The sequence below is a fragment of the Burkholderia sp. SCN-KJ genome (assembly GCF_024656005.1).
Taxonomy (GTDB): Bacteria; Pseudomonadota; Gammaproteobacteria; order Burkholderiales; family Burkholderiaceae; genus Burkholderia.
Genome location: NZ_JANKOG010000021.1, coordinates 58,715 through 73,981, shown reverse-complemented (window position 1 = coordinate 73,981; position 15,267 = coordinate 58,715). Strand labels below are relative to the sequence as shown.

14 protein-coding genes and 1 pseudogene are annotated in these 15,267 nt (G+C 65.5%); 3 read left to right on the top strand and 12 right to left on the bottom strand.

Translation table 11 applies throughout. The features are described from left to right. Nucleotides 1–135 precede the first annotated feature (135 nt). Together NQV17_RS28540 and NQV17_RS28535 are read right to left on the bottom strand one after the other, a co-directional pair. Entirely contained in the window at nucleotides 136–531 is a 396-nt protein-coding gene (locus NQV17_RS28540; protein WP_044847222.1) for a PIN domain-containing protein, read from the bottom strand. Then, entirely contained in the window at nucleotides 528–773 is a 246-nt protein-coding gene (locus tag NQV17_RS28535) for an AbrB/MazE/SpoVT family DNA-binding domain-containing protein (RefSeq protein ID WP_257774841.1), read from the bottom strand. The genes NQV17_RS28540 and NQV17_RS28535 overlap by 4 nt, the downstream gene beginning before the upstream one ends. 173 nt (nucleotides 774–946) lie before the next feature. Between NQV17_RS28535 and NQV17_RS28530 the strand changes: the two genes are divergently transcribed. Both NQV17_RS28530 and NQV17_RS28525 read left to right on the top strand, forming a co-directional pair. Next, nucleotides 947–1,764, top strand: a protein-coding gene (locus tag NQV17_RS28530) for an IS5 family transposase (RefSeq protein ID WP_257774840.1) whose coding sequence is annotated in 2 segments (ribosomal slippage) — nucleotides 947–1,295 and nucleotides 1,295–1,764 — 819 coding nt in all. Because the reading frame shifts where the segments join, the coding sequence is not laid out codon by codon here. A 72-nt stretch (nucleotides 1,765–1,836) separates the two neighbouring features. Then, a complete protein-coding gene (locus tag NQV17_RS28525) occupies nucleotides 1,837–3,408 on the top strand; it encodes a hypothetical protein (protein ID WP_257774839.1) in 1,572 nt (523 codons plus the stop codon). Between the two features lie 496 nt (nucleotides 3,409–3,904). Here NQV17_RS28525 and NQV17_RS28520 read toward each other — a convergent pair. From NQV17_RS28520 to NQV17_RS28475, 10 genes and pseudogenes are all read right to left on the bottom strand, one after another. After that, nucleotides 3,905–4,285 (bottom strand): annotated as a pseudogene (locus NQV17_RS28520) (transposase); the annotation flags it as partial. 57 nt (nucleotides 4,286–4,342) lie between these two features. After that, nucleotides 4,343–4,873, bottom strand: coding sequence for an OsmC family protein (locus NQV17_RS28515; protein WP_257774838.1), 531 nt, complete (start codon nucleotides 4,871–4,873; stop codon nucleotides 4,343–4,345). A 60-nt stretch (nucleotides 4,874–4,933) separates the two neighbouring features. Further along, nucleotides 4,934–6,004, bottom strand: coding sequence for a substrate-binding domain-containing protein (locus NQV17_RS28510; RefSeq protein WP_257774837.1), 1,071 nt, complete (start codon nucleotides 6,002–6,004; stop codon nucleotides 4,934–4,936). 166 nt (nucleotides 6,005–6,170) lie between these two features. Further along, nucleotides 6,171–7,226, bottom strand: a complete 1,056-nt coding sequence (locus tag NQV17_RS28505) for an ABC transporter permease (RefSeq protein ID WP_257774836.1) — start codon at nucleotides 7,224–7,226, stop codon at nucleotides 6,171–6,173. Then, entirely contained in the window at nucleotides 7,223–8,776 is a 1,554-nt protein-coding gene (locus NQV17_RS28500; protein ID WP_374692765.1) for a sugar ABC transporter ATP-binding protein, read from the bottom strand. The genes NQV17_RS28505 and NQV17_RS28500 overlap by 4 nt, the downstream gene beginning before the upstream one ends. 112 nt (nucleotides 8,777–8,888) lie before the next feature. Beyond that, on the bottom strand, nucleotides 8,889–10,268 hold the full coding sequence (locus tag NQV17_RS28495; RefSeq protein ID WP_257774835.1) for an LLM class flavin-dependent oxidoreductase: 1,380 nt from the start codon (nucleotides 10,266–10,268) through the stop codon (nucleotides 8,889–8,891). 21 nt (nucleotides 10,269–10,289) lie between these two features. Beyond that, nucleotides 10,290–11,057 (bottom strand): ABC transporter permease subunit, encoded by a 768-nt coding sequence (locus NQV17_RS28490; protein ID WP_257774834.1) that lies wholly within the window; start codon nucleotides 11,055–11,057, stop codon nucleotides 10,290–10,292. Continuing rightward, nucleotides 11,054–11,788, bottom strand: coding sequence for an ABC transporter permease (locus NQV17_RS28485; RefSeq protein ID WP_257774833.1), 735 nt, complete (start codon nucleotides 11,786–11,788; stop codon nucleotides 11,054–11,056). Before NQV17_RS28485 ends, NQV17_RS28490 begins: the two co-directional genes overlap by 4 nt. Nucleotides 11,789–11,792: 4 nt before the next feature. Further along, nucleotides 11,793–12,596 (bottom strand): transporter substrate-binding domain-containing protein, encoded by an 804-nt coding sequence (locus NQV17_RS28480; protein WP_308237243.1) that lies wholly within the window; start codon nucleotides 12,594–12,596, stop codon nucleotides 11,793–11,795. A 184-nt stretch (nucleotides 12,597–12,780) separates the two neighbouring features. Next, complete coding sequence (locus NQV17_RS28475) at nucleotides 12,781–13,521, bottom strand: GntR family transcriptional regulator (protein WP_257774831.1); 741 nt, start codon at nucleotides 13,519–13,521, stop codon at nucleotides 12,781–12,783. A 158-nt stretch (nucleotides 13,522–13,679) separates the two neighbouring features. Here NQV17_RS28475 and NQV17_RS28470 point away from each other — a divergent pair, with 158 nt between their 5' ends. After that, a complete protein-coding gene (locus NQV17_RS28470; protein ID WP_257774830.1) occupies nucleotides 13,680–15,242 on the top strand; it encodes an anion permease in 1,563 nt (520 codons plus the stop codon). The last annotated feature ends 25 nt before the right edge of the window (nucleotides 15,243–15,267 follow it).

Below are 15,267 nucleotides of genomic sequence, written 5' to 3'. Positions count from 1 at the left end.
TCCCTTGCCCAGTCCGAACACTAAAAAAACACTAAAAAGCGGCCGCGACGAAGCCCCAGATCCGGCGAGCGCGGGAAGTCGGCAGCGTTCTCGGCAGCATCCGAACTACTCGTCGTGTATTAGTGTTCGGTACGATTACTTGATCAACTGCATCCCCGCGACCTTCGAGGCAGACACGTCGAAAGTAGCCGTGTACTCGCACTCGGCTACATGCCCGGAACGCTCGATCAGGCAGTCCGCGAAATCCGCCTTTGAAGATGCGAAAACGCGAAGTGCCTTACGTACCGTGTCAGCACTTTCGACGACCAGTTCTTTGGTCCCGATCATTGATTCGACGATGTCCTTCATCTGCTCTCGTTCGACACCGTAGCAGCGCCCAAGTACCCAGACGACCTCGATTAATGCGACCTGCGAAACATATCCCGGCCGCTCGGGCGACAGGGACTCCATCAGTGCCGTCGCCTTCTTCGACTGAACTTCATCGTCTTGCGCGAAGTAGCGGACTAGCACGTTTGTATCCAGTCCGATCATCGCGCTGACGCCCCCTGCTCGGCGATGGCCTGATTCATGTCGTCAATCGACACCGGTTTCGCAGGCTTCTTCACAATGCCCTTGAGCGCCGCGAGCGAGCGCGTCGCTGGATAGACCTCGTACCGGCCTGTCGCCTCGTTGAAGCTGAATTCGATCCGGTCGCCGGCCTCCAAGCCAAGCTGATTGCGCACGTCCACCGGGATCGTGACCTGACCCTTTGAAGTAATAGTTGCTGCCGTCATAGTGACACCTCCTGATTCCTTACTTTATGGTAAGGGAAATCAAAAAGCAAGAATGACTTCCAAGGCGCATCGCACCGATGACCCTCAGAGACGGTTTCAAAAAGAGCCCGTGGGCCTGTTAACTTTCGCGGCGAGCGTTAACCTCAGACATCGGAACAACCGAGGCCGAAGAGATGGGCAAGCCGATCATCGACGACGAATTGTGGACACTGATCGAGCCGTTACTGCCGCCATCCAAGCCGCGGCGCGAGAAGAACCCGGGCCGCCTGCCTGTTTCGAATCGCGCCGCGCTGACCGACATCTTGTTCGTTCTCAAGACCGGACTACGCTGGCGTGACCTGCCTGCCGAGATGGGTTGCGGCTCGGGCGTGACATGTTGGCGGCGGCTGCGCGACTGGCAGGCGGCCGGTGTGTGGGACCGCTTGCACGAGCTGCTACTCGCGAAGCTGCGAGCAGCAGACCAGATCGACTTCTCGCGAGCCGCTGTCGATTCGTCATCGATTCGCGCCGTTGGGGCGGGCCAAAAACTGGGCCAAACCCTACCGATCGTGCTCGACCCGGTTCGAAGCACCACATCGTCACCGATGCCAACGGCACGCCGCTTGCCGCGATCCTGACCGGCGCGAACGTCAACGACGTCACGCAATTGCTGCCGCTGATCGACGCGATTCCACCGATTCTCGGATTGCGCGGCCCCCCACTGCAGAGACCGCGTGTGGTCTACGCCGACCGCGGATACGACTCCGAGCGACATCGAAAAGCGTTGCGCAATCGTGGTATCGAACCGGTGATTGCCAAGCGTCGTACCGAACACGGCAGCGGCCTTGGAAAATATCGCTGGGTCGTTGAACGCACGCATGCTTGGCTGCATCACTTCCGTCGCCTCCGTATTCGTTTCGAGCGCCGTGCCGACATTCACGGCGCGTTCCTCAAACTCGGTTGCTGCCTGATCTGCTGGAATACCCTTCGACGTACCGATCGGCATATTTGAAAACAACTGCAAGATTGGTGAAAGCGGGGCGGGATTGAGATTATAATTTCCGCCGACCTGGAGGGTATTTAAATGAAAAAAATTCATCCGTTTATATTATTTTTGATTTTTTTATTCGGCTGCGTCAATGCGCCTGTCATTCAATCGCCCAGCCAGCTTGCAGCAACTCACGGCTATGTATACGTTTCCATCCCAAAAGGGAGTGCGAGTGATAGTGTACAACTGGAGTCTCTGAAAGACAATTCCACTTTTTTGCTGCAGCCGCACCCGGGCATTGATTCGTATGGGGCGGGGCTTTGGATTCCGGCTGGCGAGTATCGGCTGGCGAAATGGAAAAATTACAATCTGATAGATTATCCAAAAATAGAAGTTCAGCGAGGCCGGATAACGGACCTTGGTGGCTTGATTCAATTGCCGATTGGGGGATATAAATTTGTGGTGCTCCCGGTTAGGCATAGGGAATTTGTTGAAAACTTAAATTCCGTCGTAAATGAATATCAATCGGTTTTGATGTCGAAATATCCGATCGAATGGGAGGTTCAGAAAGTGCCCGCGCCCATTGAAACCATATATCCCCTTACGGGGCTTGGCTTGCTGGCCGACTTATTGATGGATTATGAACGGCACGTCAACAGGCCAGCCATAAGCAAGCAACTTGTCGACACGCGGGCGGCGAATGATTTCTTTCAGTTATGGAAAACTGCAGCTCCGCCATTGACTCGGAAATTTGAACACGACGCATCTGGCAACCTGTACTACGGTGCAGATATGGGTCAAATTCGGATCAGAGGCCCTCAGGGGAACTGGAGATCGCTGGATACAGGCTCGCTGCACGAAGTAACTGCCGTCAAGGTAGACGGCAAAGCACTTCTGGCCGGATTCGACAACGGTGTTATTCGTGTCACCGAAGTTGGGCGGGGGGACTGGAAAATTCTTGCCGCCATGGGAAGTGATGCCAGAATCGTGGATATCGATCGAAAAGCCAACCGATGGTTCGTGGCAGTGGCACGAGGCGTGGTAAATGGTCCTGTCTGGAAGGAGATAAATAATATCGAAATCTATCAATCCGGCGAGAATGATTTGCGGGATCTGGTCAAGATAAAGCAAATTGGCGGCGGAAAAGGACTCAAGGCAATTAATGCATTTCCCGGGCAGATTGAGTCAATCGGCGATTTCTACTATGTTGGCACCCCGTCTCAACTATTAAGACTAAATTTGTCCACGATGGCGTGGACCCCAGTTACCCCGCCCACCGAAATGACCGGCTTTCACGCATCATCCGCATCCGGAGTGCTGACCGCTTATCATGCGCAAGGCGCTTTTTCCAAGTTGTACTTGTCAAGCGACAATGGTGAAACTTGGTTGAAATACAATACTCCGCCGTACGTTTTCTCGGATATTCGGTTTGATAATCTCAGCGAGGGAAGAGCGGTGCGTTGGAATACAGGAGCATTTAGCTCGGATATTGAATTAAGGGAATTCGATCGTCAGAGCGGTTCGTGGAAAACGCTTACGGAAGCGCCGCATGGCTGCCGGCGCATGTTGCCGGACACGAGCGGCACGCCAAGATTTTGCATAACGGCAGCCGGCAGTATTCTCAGCTATATAGATTCAAAGTGGTCGGTTGAATACGCTGCAGACTAGCAGGCTGCTGAAACAGGAGGCTGGTCAGCGAAGCGCGCTTCGGGAAACAAAGCGTCAGCGGACTCTTCTTCCGCTGTCGCTTGGTGGGAGGTAGTGACAGTTCGATCAGCATCCAGGGTTCGCCGTTGATGATCGGCTGGCCCATCTGCGATCTGCGCCGTAGGCAGTTAGACCCTGCGCCGGCCGGGTCGTCCGAGCGCCTCCCGCCGCTCACGCGCCGTGACCGGGCTTTCGCGTTTGCGCGTCGAGCCGCGTCCCGCATCTCGCCCCTGACGGGCTTCAATCCCCGGCGCGGCAGTCAACCCCGCCCCGTCCTATCCAGGCGTGGCCCTACCAGGCTGTTGAAAAGCGCCTCGTTTTGACGGCTGGAGCACTATTTAAAAGGGTTTCGTATGCGATTGACTGCTGAGTTGCAGATAAATCGTCACGGCTGCCCTGCGGGCTAGCGGGCCAGCAGGCGCGTCGCCGCGCGACGGCCAAGCTTAGCCGGCTCGGGCCGCTTGCCCTTCCAGTCGGTGTCGACATTGCGGCCGCCGCCGGCCGGTGGATCGTCCGAGCCGTCCTTGGGCCAGAAGCTCTTGTGGCTGGCCCACGCCTGGATCAGCGTGCCATCTACCGAGAAGTGATCTCTGGACAGCAGCCCTTGCTTGTCCGCCAAGCTCATGACTTCGGTAAAGAACGCTTCGACCACTTCGTGCTCGAGCAAGCGATCCCGGTTCTTCGAGAACACCGAGTGATCCCAGACGGCGTCTTCGATCGCCAAGCCGACGAACCAACGGAACAGCAGGTTGTAGCGCCTCTGCTCCATCAGCATGCGCTCGCTGCGCACCGAATAAAACACTTACAGCAGCAATGCACGCAGCAGCTTCTCGCGCGCCCGTCGACCGCAGGCGAATGCAGCGAAGCTGCATGAACGCATCGCCGCTCCCGCGCGTCAACCCTGCGTATGCCGCAATTCGCCGTCGATCTCCTGCGGCAGCCTCAGCAGGTTGAAGATCGGGCAGACCGCCTCGACCGCCTGATGCAGCGCGCGGATGGCCTCGGACGGCTCGGGCGACACGATGTCGAGCGTATAGCGGATGTTGTGCGGGAATACCGGGACATGCTCGAACCCCGGCTGCTGTGCGAGCGGATGCTGGTCGCCGGTCACCTCGACCGCGATCGAATCGATCTTCAGGCCGCGCTCGGCCGCCTGGATCAACGTGATATGCGTGAGGCAACTGCCGAGCGCGCCAAGCTGCAGCTCCGGCGACGCGGGCCCGAGGTTGTAGCCCGCGAAGTCGGGCGGACTGTCGCTGATCACCTGGAAGTCGCGAATCCGGATCTCGCGCACGCCGCTGCGACCGAGCGCGCGCACGGTCGCCTTCAGCGGCGTCGCCTTGAAATCGGGATCGTTGCGGGCTGCCTGCTGCTTCGCGTGCCACGCATCGCGTTTTTGTGCGAGATAGTCGTTGAGTGTCGTCATGGTCGAGTCAGGGGTAGGCTGCACGCGGGCGACGGATCGATTCGCCGCGTGCCGAGGCGATCAGTCGGCCGCCGGAATCCATGCGGCGGTCGCAGCGTCGCTTGCGCGGAACGCAGGAAACTTCGCGCCGAGTTCGGCCACGGTGCGAATGTCGTTTTTCACGAGATCGTCGCGCGTGATCAGCGTCGGCTTGACCGCGATGCGCGCGCCCGGATCCTGGCCGGCCACCAGCAGTGCCGCTGCGCGCACCGACACGGCGCCGACGACCGCGGGATTGGTCGCGGCGGTCGCGACCCACGCGCTGTTCGGCGCGCGGATCGCCTCGATGTCGGCCGTCGAGATGTCGGCACTGTAGATGCGGATCTTCGACGCCAGCTTCGCTTCGTCCGCGGCGAGCTTCGCGCCACGCGCGAACTCGTCGTAAGGCGCAAAGACGACACGGATATCCGGATTCGCGCGATACGCCGCGGCCGCCTGATTCGCGACGGACTGCGCGATCGGATTGTCGACGGTGCCCCAGCGCGCCTTCTCCCGCACCTTCGGGTGCGCGCGCTTGAAGTCGCGCCACGCGGCATCGCGCCGGTCGAGCGGCGCGAAACCGGCGACGTAGACGTACCCGGCCGAGAACGCGTCGCCGTTGTCCTTGACGGCCTGCCCGAGCAGCAGGTTCGCGAGGTCGCGATCGTTCTGCTCGATCTGCGGCACCTTCGGGTTGCCGAGGTCGACGTCGAACGCGACGACCTTGATGCCTTTGTCCAGCGCACGCTGCACGACGTCCTTCAGCGATTCCGGCAGGCCGTGATTGACGATGATCGCGGACACGCCGACGCTGATCGCCTGCTGGATCTGCTCGCGCTGTTCGGCCGCATCCTGCCGGCCCTCGTAAATGCGCAGATCGACGCCGAGCGCACGCGCCTGCTTCTGCGCACCGGCCTCGTAGGCCTGGAAGAAGTCGCCGGTCGACAGATAGTTGACCAGCGCGATCTTCACGCCGCCCTTGTCGAACGGCGCGGGCGCGCCCGTGAGCGGACCGGCCTGCGCGGCGGGCACGCCCAGCGCAGTCGCGAACCACAGCATGCATGCACCGATCTTCAGATCGACGCGCGATTTCCGGCGAAGCAACGAGCGCATGGCGGGCCTGTCTCCAGATAGGACGATATCGGCCCAATCTATCAGCGCCGCACGCGAACTCAAACCGAGCGATTCGGAAATAGATATGACTTAGGATGACAAACCGTTCCGGTTCAGTGAGCCGGCCCGTCAAAGCTAGCCGCTGCGGCGCATCGCGGCATGCGCATCACGCTCGCGCATCCGTGCGGCGCCCGATGCCGAACGTAAACGCGAGCGCGAGCACGAGCAGCGCGCCCTTGATGAAATCCTGCATGTAGTACGGCGCGTTCAGCATCGTCAGCCCGTTGAGCAGCACGCCGACGAATACCGCGCCGACGACCGTACCGAACACGTTGGGCCGCTTCGCGCCCCATACCGCATGACCGATCAGCGCGGCGGCCACCGCGTCGAGCAGCAGCGAGTGGCCGGCGCTCACGTCGCCGCGACCGACCCGCGCGGCGATCAATACGCCGCCCAGCGACGCGATCGCCCCCGATACGACGTACGCGGCGACCCGGTAGCGCGCGGCGGGCGCGCCGGCGAGCCGCGCGGCCGTTTCGTTTCCGCCGATCGCGTAGATCACGCGGCCCCATCGGGTGGCCTCCATCGCGACACAGGCCACGGCCGTGACCGCTGCGAGCAGCAGCACCGGCAGCGGCACCACGTCGAACACGCGCAGCCGGCCGAGCGCGAGAAAGGCGTCGGGGAACACGCCGGTCGCGTCCGTGCCGTCGGGCAGCACCGAGCCGGTCGCGAGCGAACGGCCGCCGGTCGGAATCAATTGCAGGCCGGCCATCAGGAACAAGGTGCCGAGCGTCGCGAGCTGATCGGGCACGCGCAGGCGCGTAATCAGCACGCCGTTGAACCACCCGGCGGCCACGCCGAGCGTCACGCAGGCGATCACCGCCGCCAGCGTGCCGCCGTGCCACACGACCAGCACATAGCTGGCGGCCATCTGCGCGGTCGCGGCCACGCTGCCGACCGACAGGTCGAAACCGCCGGCCGCGAGCGTGATCGTCACGCCGATGCCGAGCAACGCGACGATCGACACCGACTGCAGGATGCTGAACAGATTGTCGACGTTCAGGAACGCGGGCTCCCTGAGCGCAAACCCGATCACCAGCAGGATCAGCACGAGCAGGATGCCCGTGCGCTCGAGCGCGTCGCGGACGCGGGCCGCCGCGGCGCGCGGCCGTTCGGCGGGCGCGGCATCGCGCCGGGCGGAAGAAGTCACGGTTTTCATGAGCAGGCACGCAAGGTGGAGGACGTTGGAGGCGGGTCATCGAGCGTCGCGCGATCGAACCGCACGATACGATCCGCGATCTCGGCAGCTTCCTCGAGATCGCTGACGAACACGATCGTCGCGCGCGCCTGCGCATGACGCCGCAGCGTATCGACGATATCGGCCCGCGCGCCGGCATCGATGCCCTGAAACGGTTCGTCGAGCAGCAACAGCCGCGCGGGTTCGGCATGCCAGCGTGCGAGCACGACTTTCTGCTGGTTGCCGCCGGACAGGTGAGCCACGCGATCGTCCGGGCCGGTGCAGCGGATACCGAACCGCGCGATCGCCGCCGCGGCGGCCGCGCGTTCGCGCGCCCTGCGCACCGGGCCGCGCGCGAACCAGCGCGCCAGAAACGGAAAGCCGATCGTGCCCGCGATCGATGCGAACGGCACGCTGTCGGGAAACAGCGACGTGCGCCAGCGGTCCTCGCCGGCCAGGAAGACGCCGGCGCGAATCGCATCCGCCGGCGAACGCGGCCGCCACGGCCGCCCGTCGAGCGTCATGTCGCCGGCCACCGCGCGCGCGGCGCCGAAGATCGTATTGGCGAGGCGCGACTTGCCGCCGCCCACCGGCCCCGCGATCGCGACGATCTCGCCGCGCCGCACGTCGAGGTCGAACGGCGTACTGGCCGGCGTCAGCCGGATGCGCCGCATGCTGAACGCCGCGTCCGGGTCGCGCGGCGCGGCGCGGGCCGGCACCGGCTCACGCGTGCTCGGCAACGGCCGCCCGATCATCGTCTGCACCGCCGCATCCAGATCGACGGGCGCGGGCAGGTCCGCGACGATGCGGCCGTCGCGGACGATCGCCACGCGATCGGCCATGCGGCGCAAATCGCCGAGCCGATGCGACACCAGCAGGATTGCCACGCCATCGCGGCGCAGCGCGTCCAGCAGCGCGAAGAGCCGCTCGGCCTCCGGGGCGGACAGGCTGGCGGTCGGCTCGTCGAGTATCAGCAGCGACGGCTGAGCGCCGAGCGCGCGCGCCAGCGTCACGCGTTGCTGGTCCGCCAGCGACAGCGACGCGAGCGGCGCGGCCAGGTCGGCGTCGAGCCCGACCCGCGCGGCGAGCGGTCCCGCCGCGCCACGCCGCGCGGCCGGCGTCGCGCGCCACGGCGACGCCCGATCGCACAGCCGGTCGAGCAGCAGGTTGTCGGCGATCGACAGCGTCGGCACGACACCGTCGGCGACCGACTGGTGCACGGTCGCGACACCGAGCCGCTTGGCCGCGTGCGGCGACGCCGGCCGGTACGGTTGGCCGCGCAGTGTCAGCGTGCCGCCGTCCGGCCGCAGCACGCCGCTCAGGATCTTGACGAAGGTCGACTTGCCCGCGCCGTTCGCACCCATCAACGCGACGACTTCGCCCGCGTCGATCGTCAGGTTCAACGCCGACAGCGCGACGGTCGCGTCGAAACGCTTCGCGATGCCGGCGACGCTCAGGACGGGCGGCGACGCCGATCGACTTGTTCGGCCTTCGCGCATCGCACCCGCATTCTCGTTCGCCGTCGAATTCATGCCGGAAGCCCCTGTCGGGCACGGCGCGGTTGCAGCCGGAACAGCACGTCGTGGTTCACGTCACGCCCCTCCCCTGATAGTCGTTCCGTATCGACCGGCGCGTCACCGTCCGTCAGCTGCGGATGGCGGATTGCCGGAACGACGCGCCGTGCGCGGTGTCCGGCAGGCGGTCGCGGCCGCTCAGCCGCGAGCGGAAGGTGCCGGCCGGCGCCGTCGTGCGGTACAGGCCGCGCTTTTTCAGTTCCGGTACGATCAGCTCGGCGAAATCGTCGAGCGTGCCCGGGCTGATCAGCGGATTGAGCATGTAGCCGCTCGTCGTCGATTGGCGCGCATGCTCGGCGAGCTGATCGGCGACCTCGTCGGGCGAGCCGACGAGGATCAGGTCGGTGCCGCGCGTGACGCTCGCGAACTTGCGCCGCACGTCGCCGGCGGTGAGCGGCTTGCCGCTGCCGTCGGGCCGCACCACGTAGGACGTGAGCCCTTCCGTGTGCGTCGTCAGCGGTTCGTCGTCCGCATAGCGGTCGATGTCGATGCCGGTGTCGCCCGCATAGCTGACGAGTTGCGCGTGCTGGTGATAGTGCTGCTGCAGCGTGTGGTATTTCTCCTTCGCGTCGCTCGACGAGCGCGCGGTCACGATCCGCAGCACGGTCAGCGACTTCACGTCGTCCGCCGCGCGGCCGCGCTCCGTCGCGAGCCGGCGAATCTCGTCGAGGCCCGCACGAATCTCGTGCGGATTCGACTTCGCGACGAACACCACCTCCGCGTGCTTCGCCGCGAACTCGCGCCCGCGCCCGGACCAGCCGGCCTGGATCAGCACGGGCGAGCGCTGCGGCGACGGCGCGCAGACGTGCGGCCCCTGCACGCGGTAGTGCGTGCCTTCGTGCGCGATCGGCCGCACGCGGTCGCCGCGCGCATAGCGCGGCGCGTGCTTGTCGGCGACCACCGCATCGTCCGCCCAGCTCCCTTCCCACAGCTTGTACACGACGTCGAGGAACTCCTCCGCGCGCGCGTAGCGTTCGTCGTGGCCGATCATCCGGTCGAGCCCGAAGTTGCGCGCCGCGCTCGTCAGGTAGGACGTCACGATGTTCCAGCCGATCCGGCCGTTGCTCAGGTGATCGAGCGTGCTGAAGCGGCGCGCGAGCGCGAACGGGTGTTCGTACGTCGTGCTCGCCGTCACGCCGAACGCGAGCCGCTCGGTCTGCGCGACGAGCGCCGGAATCAGCATCATCGGATCGTTCGCGGGCGCCTCGACCGCCCACTGGACCGCTGCGTCGGCCGATCCGCCATAGACGTCGTACAGGCCGAGCACGTCCGCGAAGAACAGCATGTCGAGATCGGCCTGCTCGGCCGTGCGCGCGAGGTTCGACCAGAACGGGAGCGTATTCGCGCGCAGCCGCTCGTCGGCGGGATGGGTCCACAGGCTCGGCGCGCCGCCGCAGCCGACGCTGGCTTGTTCATACAGGGAAAACAGCAAGGGGCGAGGATCGGACATCGTGAGGTTCGTTACCAGGAATCAGTTGGGGGCCGCCCACGCGTCCGGCGACGCGCGGCGGCGGCGTACGGGGACGCGAGCGTCGGGGGGGCGCGTCAGGTGGCGATTGACATGCCTCTCGAGACGAGCGGCCGGAATGGTGAGCAGCGCGACCAGCACGACATAGACGACAGCCGCGCCGACCAGCGGCTCGTACACGCGCAACGTCTCGAAGCGCAGCGTATTGGCCGTTCCCATCACGTCGAACACCGTCACGGTCGACGCGAGGACGGTCGATTTCAGCAGCAGGATCGCCTCGCCGGTGAGCGCGGGCAGCGCGAGCCGCCACGCGCGCGGGCCGACGATGCGGCGCAGCACCTGCACGCGCGTCATGCCGTACGCGTGCCCGGCTTCGATCTCGCCGGCCGGCACGCCGGCGATCGCGCCGCGCAGGATCGTCGCGACATACGCGCTCTCGTTCACGCTCAACGCGACGATCGCGTACCAGAACGCGTCGCGCAGCAGCGGCGACGCCCAGCTGTCGCGCATCCATTCGCGCGGCACGATCTGCCCGAATCCGTAGTAAAGCAAATAGAGCTGGACGAGCAGCGGCGTGCCGCGAATCAGCATGAGCCAGCCGCGCGCGGACCAGCGCAGCGGCGCATGGCGCGCGCCGGCGGCGAGCGCGAGCGGCACGCCCAGCAGCACGCTGGCCGCGCCCGACACGAGCGTCAGCGCGAGCGTCGTCGGCACCGCCGCGAGCAGCTTCGGCATCACCGTGTCGAGCAGGAATGGCAGCGAGAAGATCATGCGGTTGCGCGCCTCGTGCCACGGTTAGCGTGGCGCTCGAGCGCCGCGAAGAGGCCCGTCGACGCGATGCTCAGCAACAGGAACAGCGCGGCCGTGACGAGATAGAAGAATACGTAGTGGCGCGTCGCGCCGGCCGCGAGCTGGCTCGCCTTCAGCAGATCCGTGAACGAGCCGAGCACGCTGATGAACGACGCATCCTTGGTCGCGTTGAGCCACACGTTGCCCGTGCCCGGCAACGCGAGCCGCGCGGCGGCCGGAAGCCGGATGCGCGTGAACGTCTGCCACGGCGTCATCCCGTACGCGTGCGCGGCTTCGATCTGCCCGGCCGGCACGTTGACGAGCGCCGCGCGGAAGATGTCGGTCAGATACGCGCCCTGGATGAAACCGAGCGACAGCGCCGCGACGAGGAACGGCGGGAACGCGAAGCCGTCGGGTACCAGGCCGCCGCGGTGCAGTGCGGCCTCGACGGCAGGCGCGAGCGCATAGAACGCGAGCAGCAGGCACAACAGCTCGGGCAGCGCGCGCACCAGCGTCGTGTAGAGCCGCGCGAGCCACGCGAGCGGCGCGTGGCGCGACAGCTTGCCGAGCGCGCCGGCGATGCCGAGCAGCACGCCGGTGCCGAACGACGCTGCCGCGACGCCGAGCGTCAGCGCGAACGCGCCCGCGAACACGCGGCCATAGCCGCCGTCGCCGAATGCGAGCAATGCGAGCAGCGAATCGTCCGCGGCCATCGCGTCAGCGGCCCTTCTCGATCGTGCCCTTCAGGTTCGGATAGCGGGCGGTGATCGCATCCCACGTGCCGTCCTGCTGCAGTTGCGCGATCGCGGTCGACAGCTTGCCGCGCAGCGCATCGCCCTGGCGCACGCCCGCGCCGATGCCGAGGCCCAGCACCGGATTGTCGGCGCAGGTCGCCTTGACCTCGAAGTCCTTGCCGTCGCGCGACGCGAGGAATGCCGTAAACAGCCCCTTGCCTTCCTGCACGTAGTCGACCCGGCCGGACACCAGATCCGCGAGCGCGTTGTCGAACTTGTCGAAGGCCTTGATCTGCGCGTCCGACTTGAAGCGGGCATCGAGGAACGCCGAGAAGTTCGTGCCGGCCTCGACACCGATCACGCGGCCCTTGAAGCTCGCGGGCACCGCGCAATCGACGCGGCGCCGGTCGCTCTTCGCGCCGACGAACACCGTCGGCGACTCGTAATAGGCACGGCTGAAATCGATCGCCTTCTGCCGTTCGCCGGTAATCGTCATCGACGACCAGATCACGTCGATCTTGCGGTTCTGCAATGCCGGAATCAGGCCGTCCCACGCAATGTCGGTGAGCTCGCAGCGCACGTTCAGTTTGCCGCACGCGGCATCGAGCAGGTCGATTTCCCAGCCTTTCCACTTGCCGGCCGCGTCCTTCGAGAAGAACGGCGGATACGACTCGGCGTCGATGCCGACGCGCAACGTCGGCTGGGCTGCATGGGAAGCCGGCACGAGGCCGAGCACGAACAGCGCGGCCGCGGCACGGCGGACCCTGGAACGCATCAAACGATTCATGTGGCGCATTTCTGAAATAACGTCGAAACGACCGGCGTCGCAGCCGGCAGGAGGCCAGACTGTAATGCGCGCGCAAGCGTGTACCAAATGGTTATTTTTTCGATGGATATCTGATCGCGCGATATACCGATCGACGCTGTGCCAGGAATTTCAGATCGTGTGCGCTGCCGTCGCCATTGCGGGCTCAGCCGACGAATTTCGCCTCCACGCCACTGCGCACGACGAGGTCGAACCGTTCCGGACGGATATGAAACACCGTGGATTCACACGTGCGGCCGTCCGCGAGGCGCGACGTGCGCCGCAGCACGAGCAGCGGCGCGTGTTTGTCGGCCTTGAGCCGGGCCGCGATATCGTCCGGCGCGGCCATGGCCGTCACCGACATGTCGGCATCCGTGATGCGCCAGCCGAGCCGGCTCTCCAGCACCTCGTAGGTCGACATGCGCTCGGCCTGCTCGAACGTGACGGCGCCGGCGTCGGGCAGCAGGCAGGTCTGCGCGAGCGCGACGGGCTCGTCGTCGACCCAGTGCAGGCGTTCGAGATAGATGCAGCGCGTGACGTCGGCGGCAAATGCGTGCCTCAAGCCCGGCGGCACGTCGCACGCTTCCATGCGCAGCAATTCCATCCGCGCCCGCGCGCCCTGCGCGGCGATCGAGTCGTGCAGCCCGCGCAGCACATCGAGTCGATGCCGCAGCCGCTGCTTCGCGGCGAACGTCCCTTTGCCCTGCTTGCGCTCGACGATGCGCGCGTCGCTCAGCCGATCGAGCGCGAGCCTGACGGTCACGCGGCTCACCTGAAAACGCTCGCTCAACTGCGCCTCGGACGGCAGCTTGCCGGTCGGCTCGTACACACCGCGCTCGATCTCGTCGCGCAGCGTCGTCGCAAGCTGCTCGTAAAGCGATGTCGTGTCGTCACGCACCAGCGTCATCGATCCTTCCTCGTCGTGCTGGGTTCGCGCTATGCGCGTTTCCCGATATCGATATGAAAAGCAATTCGAATGCTCAACTTGTATTAATACGTATTATTACATCTCGACAGACGGTCGGGGCCGCGATTCGAGGTCCCGATGCCCCGGGGAGCATACCAGTGACTGAAAACGCAATCGGCACGCCGCCGCTCGATGGCGTGCAGGGCAGCCGGCCGACACGGGCCGAAGCGGCCACGGCGCCACGCACCGATCCGCACGCGGCGGGACGATCGCGCGGCGCGCAGCGGCGTGCCGCGATCGGTTTTGCCGCCGCATGGCTGGCGTTCTTCGCGATCGCCTGGTGGTTGCCTGCGCCCGCGCATCTTTCCGCCGAGGGCAAGGCGACGCTCGCGGTCGTCGCGTGGGTCGCGATCGTCTGGATCACCGAGGCGATTCCCGTCGGCGTGAGCGGCATCCTGCTGCCGATGCTGCTCGTGCTGTCGCATGCGAGCCCGTCGTTTCCGAAGGCGGCCAGCGGCTTCGCCGCGCCCGTCGTGTTCCTGTGCCTCGCCGCGTTCCTGTTCTGCGCGATCATGCAGGCGAGCGGGCTCGACCGGCGCATCGCCCTGCTGCTGCTCGATCGCCTGAAGGTGCGCACGGCCAACGGCGTGATCTGGGCGATGTTCGCCGTGAACTGCGTGATGGCGCTCGTCGTGCCGGCCGCGAACGCACGCGCCGCCACGCTGCTGCCGGTCACCAACGGCATCGTCCGGCTGTTCGGCGAATCGCCGCGCGAACGCGCCGCGCGCAAGGCGATCGTGATCCAGACGCTCGTGTACGGCGCGATGATCAGCGGCATGTGCATCCTCACCGCGCATCTGCCGAACATGGTCGTGTCCGGCCTGCTCGAGAAGCAGCTCGGCATCCGGATCTCCTACCTGACGTGGCTGAAGCTGCAGTGGCCGTATCTCGGGATGTTCGCGATCACGCAGGGCTGGGTGCAGTTCCATTTCCGCTCGCGCGCCGTCGCGCTTCCCGGCGGCCCCGGCGCGATCGCGGCGATGCGCGGTACGCAACCGCCCGCCGCCCGCAACGACTGGGCCGTGCTCGCGCTGTTCGCGGCCGTCGCCGTGCTGTGGGCGACCGAGCCGCTCCATCGCCTGCCGTCGGAAATCGTCGCGTTGATCGCGCTGGCGCTGTTGTTCGCACCCGGCGTGCTGCGCTTCGGCTGGGCCGAGGTCGAGCAGCGGACGATCTGGGGCACGCTGTTCCTGCTGGCCGGTGCGCTGTCGCTGTCGTCGGCGATCAGTGCGTCCGGGCTCGCGAACTGGGCCGCCGATCACATCTACGTCGCCGCGCGCGGGCACGGCTGGTGGCTCGCGATCGCGATCGTGATGCTCGGTACGCACGTGATCCGCATCGGCATGCTGTCCAACGTCGCGGCCGTCACGATGATCGCGCCGATCGCGCTCGCGCTGGCGCCGCGCCTCGGGCTGCATCCGGTCGCGTTCACGATGCTCGTCAGCGATACCGACAGCTTCGCCTATCTGCTGCCCACGCAGATCACCGCCGGCGTCATCGCGTACAGCAGCGGCGCGTTCTCGACGGCCGACTACGCGAAGGTCGGCGCGGTATCGGTGCTGATCGCGATCGTCTATGGCCTCTGCGTGATCGCGCCGTGGTATGCGTACATGGGCATCCCCGTCTGGGACGCGAGCGCGCCCTGGCCGTTCGCGCATTGAAGCGCGCTGCTTTCCAACGACATCA

Coding starts and splice junctions, on each gene's coding strand:
- NQV17_RS28540 (WP_044847222.1), bottom strand. CDS start 531: ATGATCGGACTGGATACAAACGTGCTAGTCCGCTACTTCGCGCAAGAC.
- NQV17_RS28535 (WP_257774841.1), bottom strand. CDS start 773: ATGACGGCAGCAACTATTACTTCAAAGGGTCAGGTCACGATCCCGGTG.
- NQV17_RS28525 (WP_257774839.1), top strand. CDS start 1,837: ATGAAAAAAATTCATCCGTTTATATTATTTTTGATTTTTTTATTCGGC.
- NQV17_RS28515 (WP_257774838.1), bottom strand. CDS start 4,873: ATGACGACACTCAACGACTATCTCGCACAAAAACGCGATGCGTGGCAC.
- NQV17_RS28510 (WP_257774837.1), bottom strand. CDS start 6,004: ATGCGCTCGTTGCTTCGCCGGAAATCGCGCGTCGATCTGAAGATCGGT.
- NQV17_RS28505 (WP_257774836.1), bottom strand. CDS start 7,226: ATGAAAACCGTGACTTCTTCCGCCCGGCGCGATGCCGCGCCCGCCGAA.
- NQV17_RS28500 (WP_374692765.1), bottom strand. CDS start 8,776: ATGAATTCGACGGCGAACGAGAATGCGGGTGCGATGCGCGAAGGCCGA.
- NQV17_RS28495 (WP_257774835.1), bottom strand. CDS start 10,268: ATGTCCGATCCTCGCCCCTTGCTGTTTTCCCTGTATGAACAAGCCAGC.
- NQV17_RS28490 (WP_257774834.1), bottom strand. CDS start 11,057: ATGATCTTCTCGCTGCCATTCCTGCTCGACACGGTGATGCCGAAGCTG.
- NQV17_RS28485 (WP_257774833.1), bottom strand. CDS start 11,788: ATGGCCGCGGACGATTCGCTGCTCGCATTGCTCGCATTCGGCGACGGC.
- NQV17_RS28480 (WP_308237243.1), bottom strand. CDS start 12,596: ATGAATCGTTTGATGCGTTCCAGGGTCCGCCGTGCCGCGGCCGCGCTG.
- NQV17_RS28475 (WP_257774831.1), bottom strand. CDS start 13,521: ATGACGCTGGTGCGTGACGACACGACATCGCTTTACGAGCAGCTTGCG.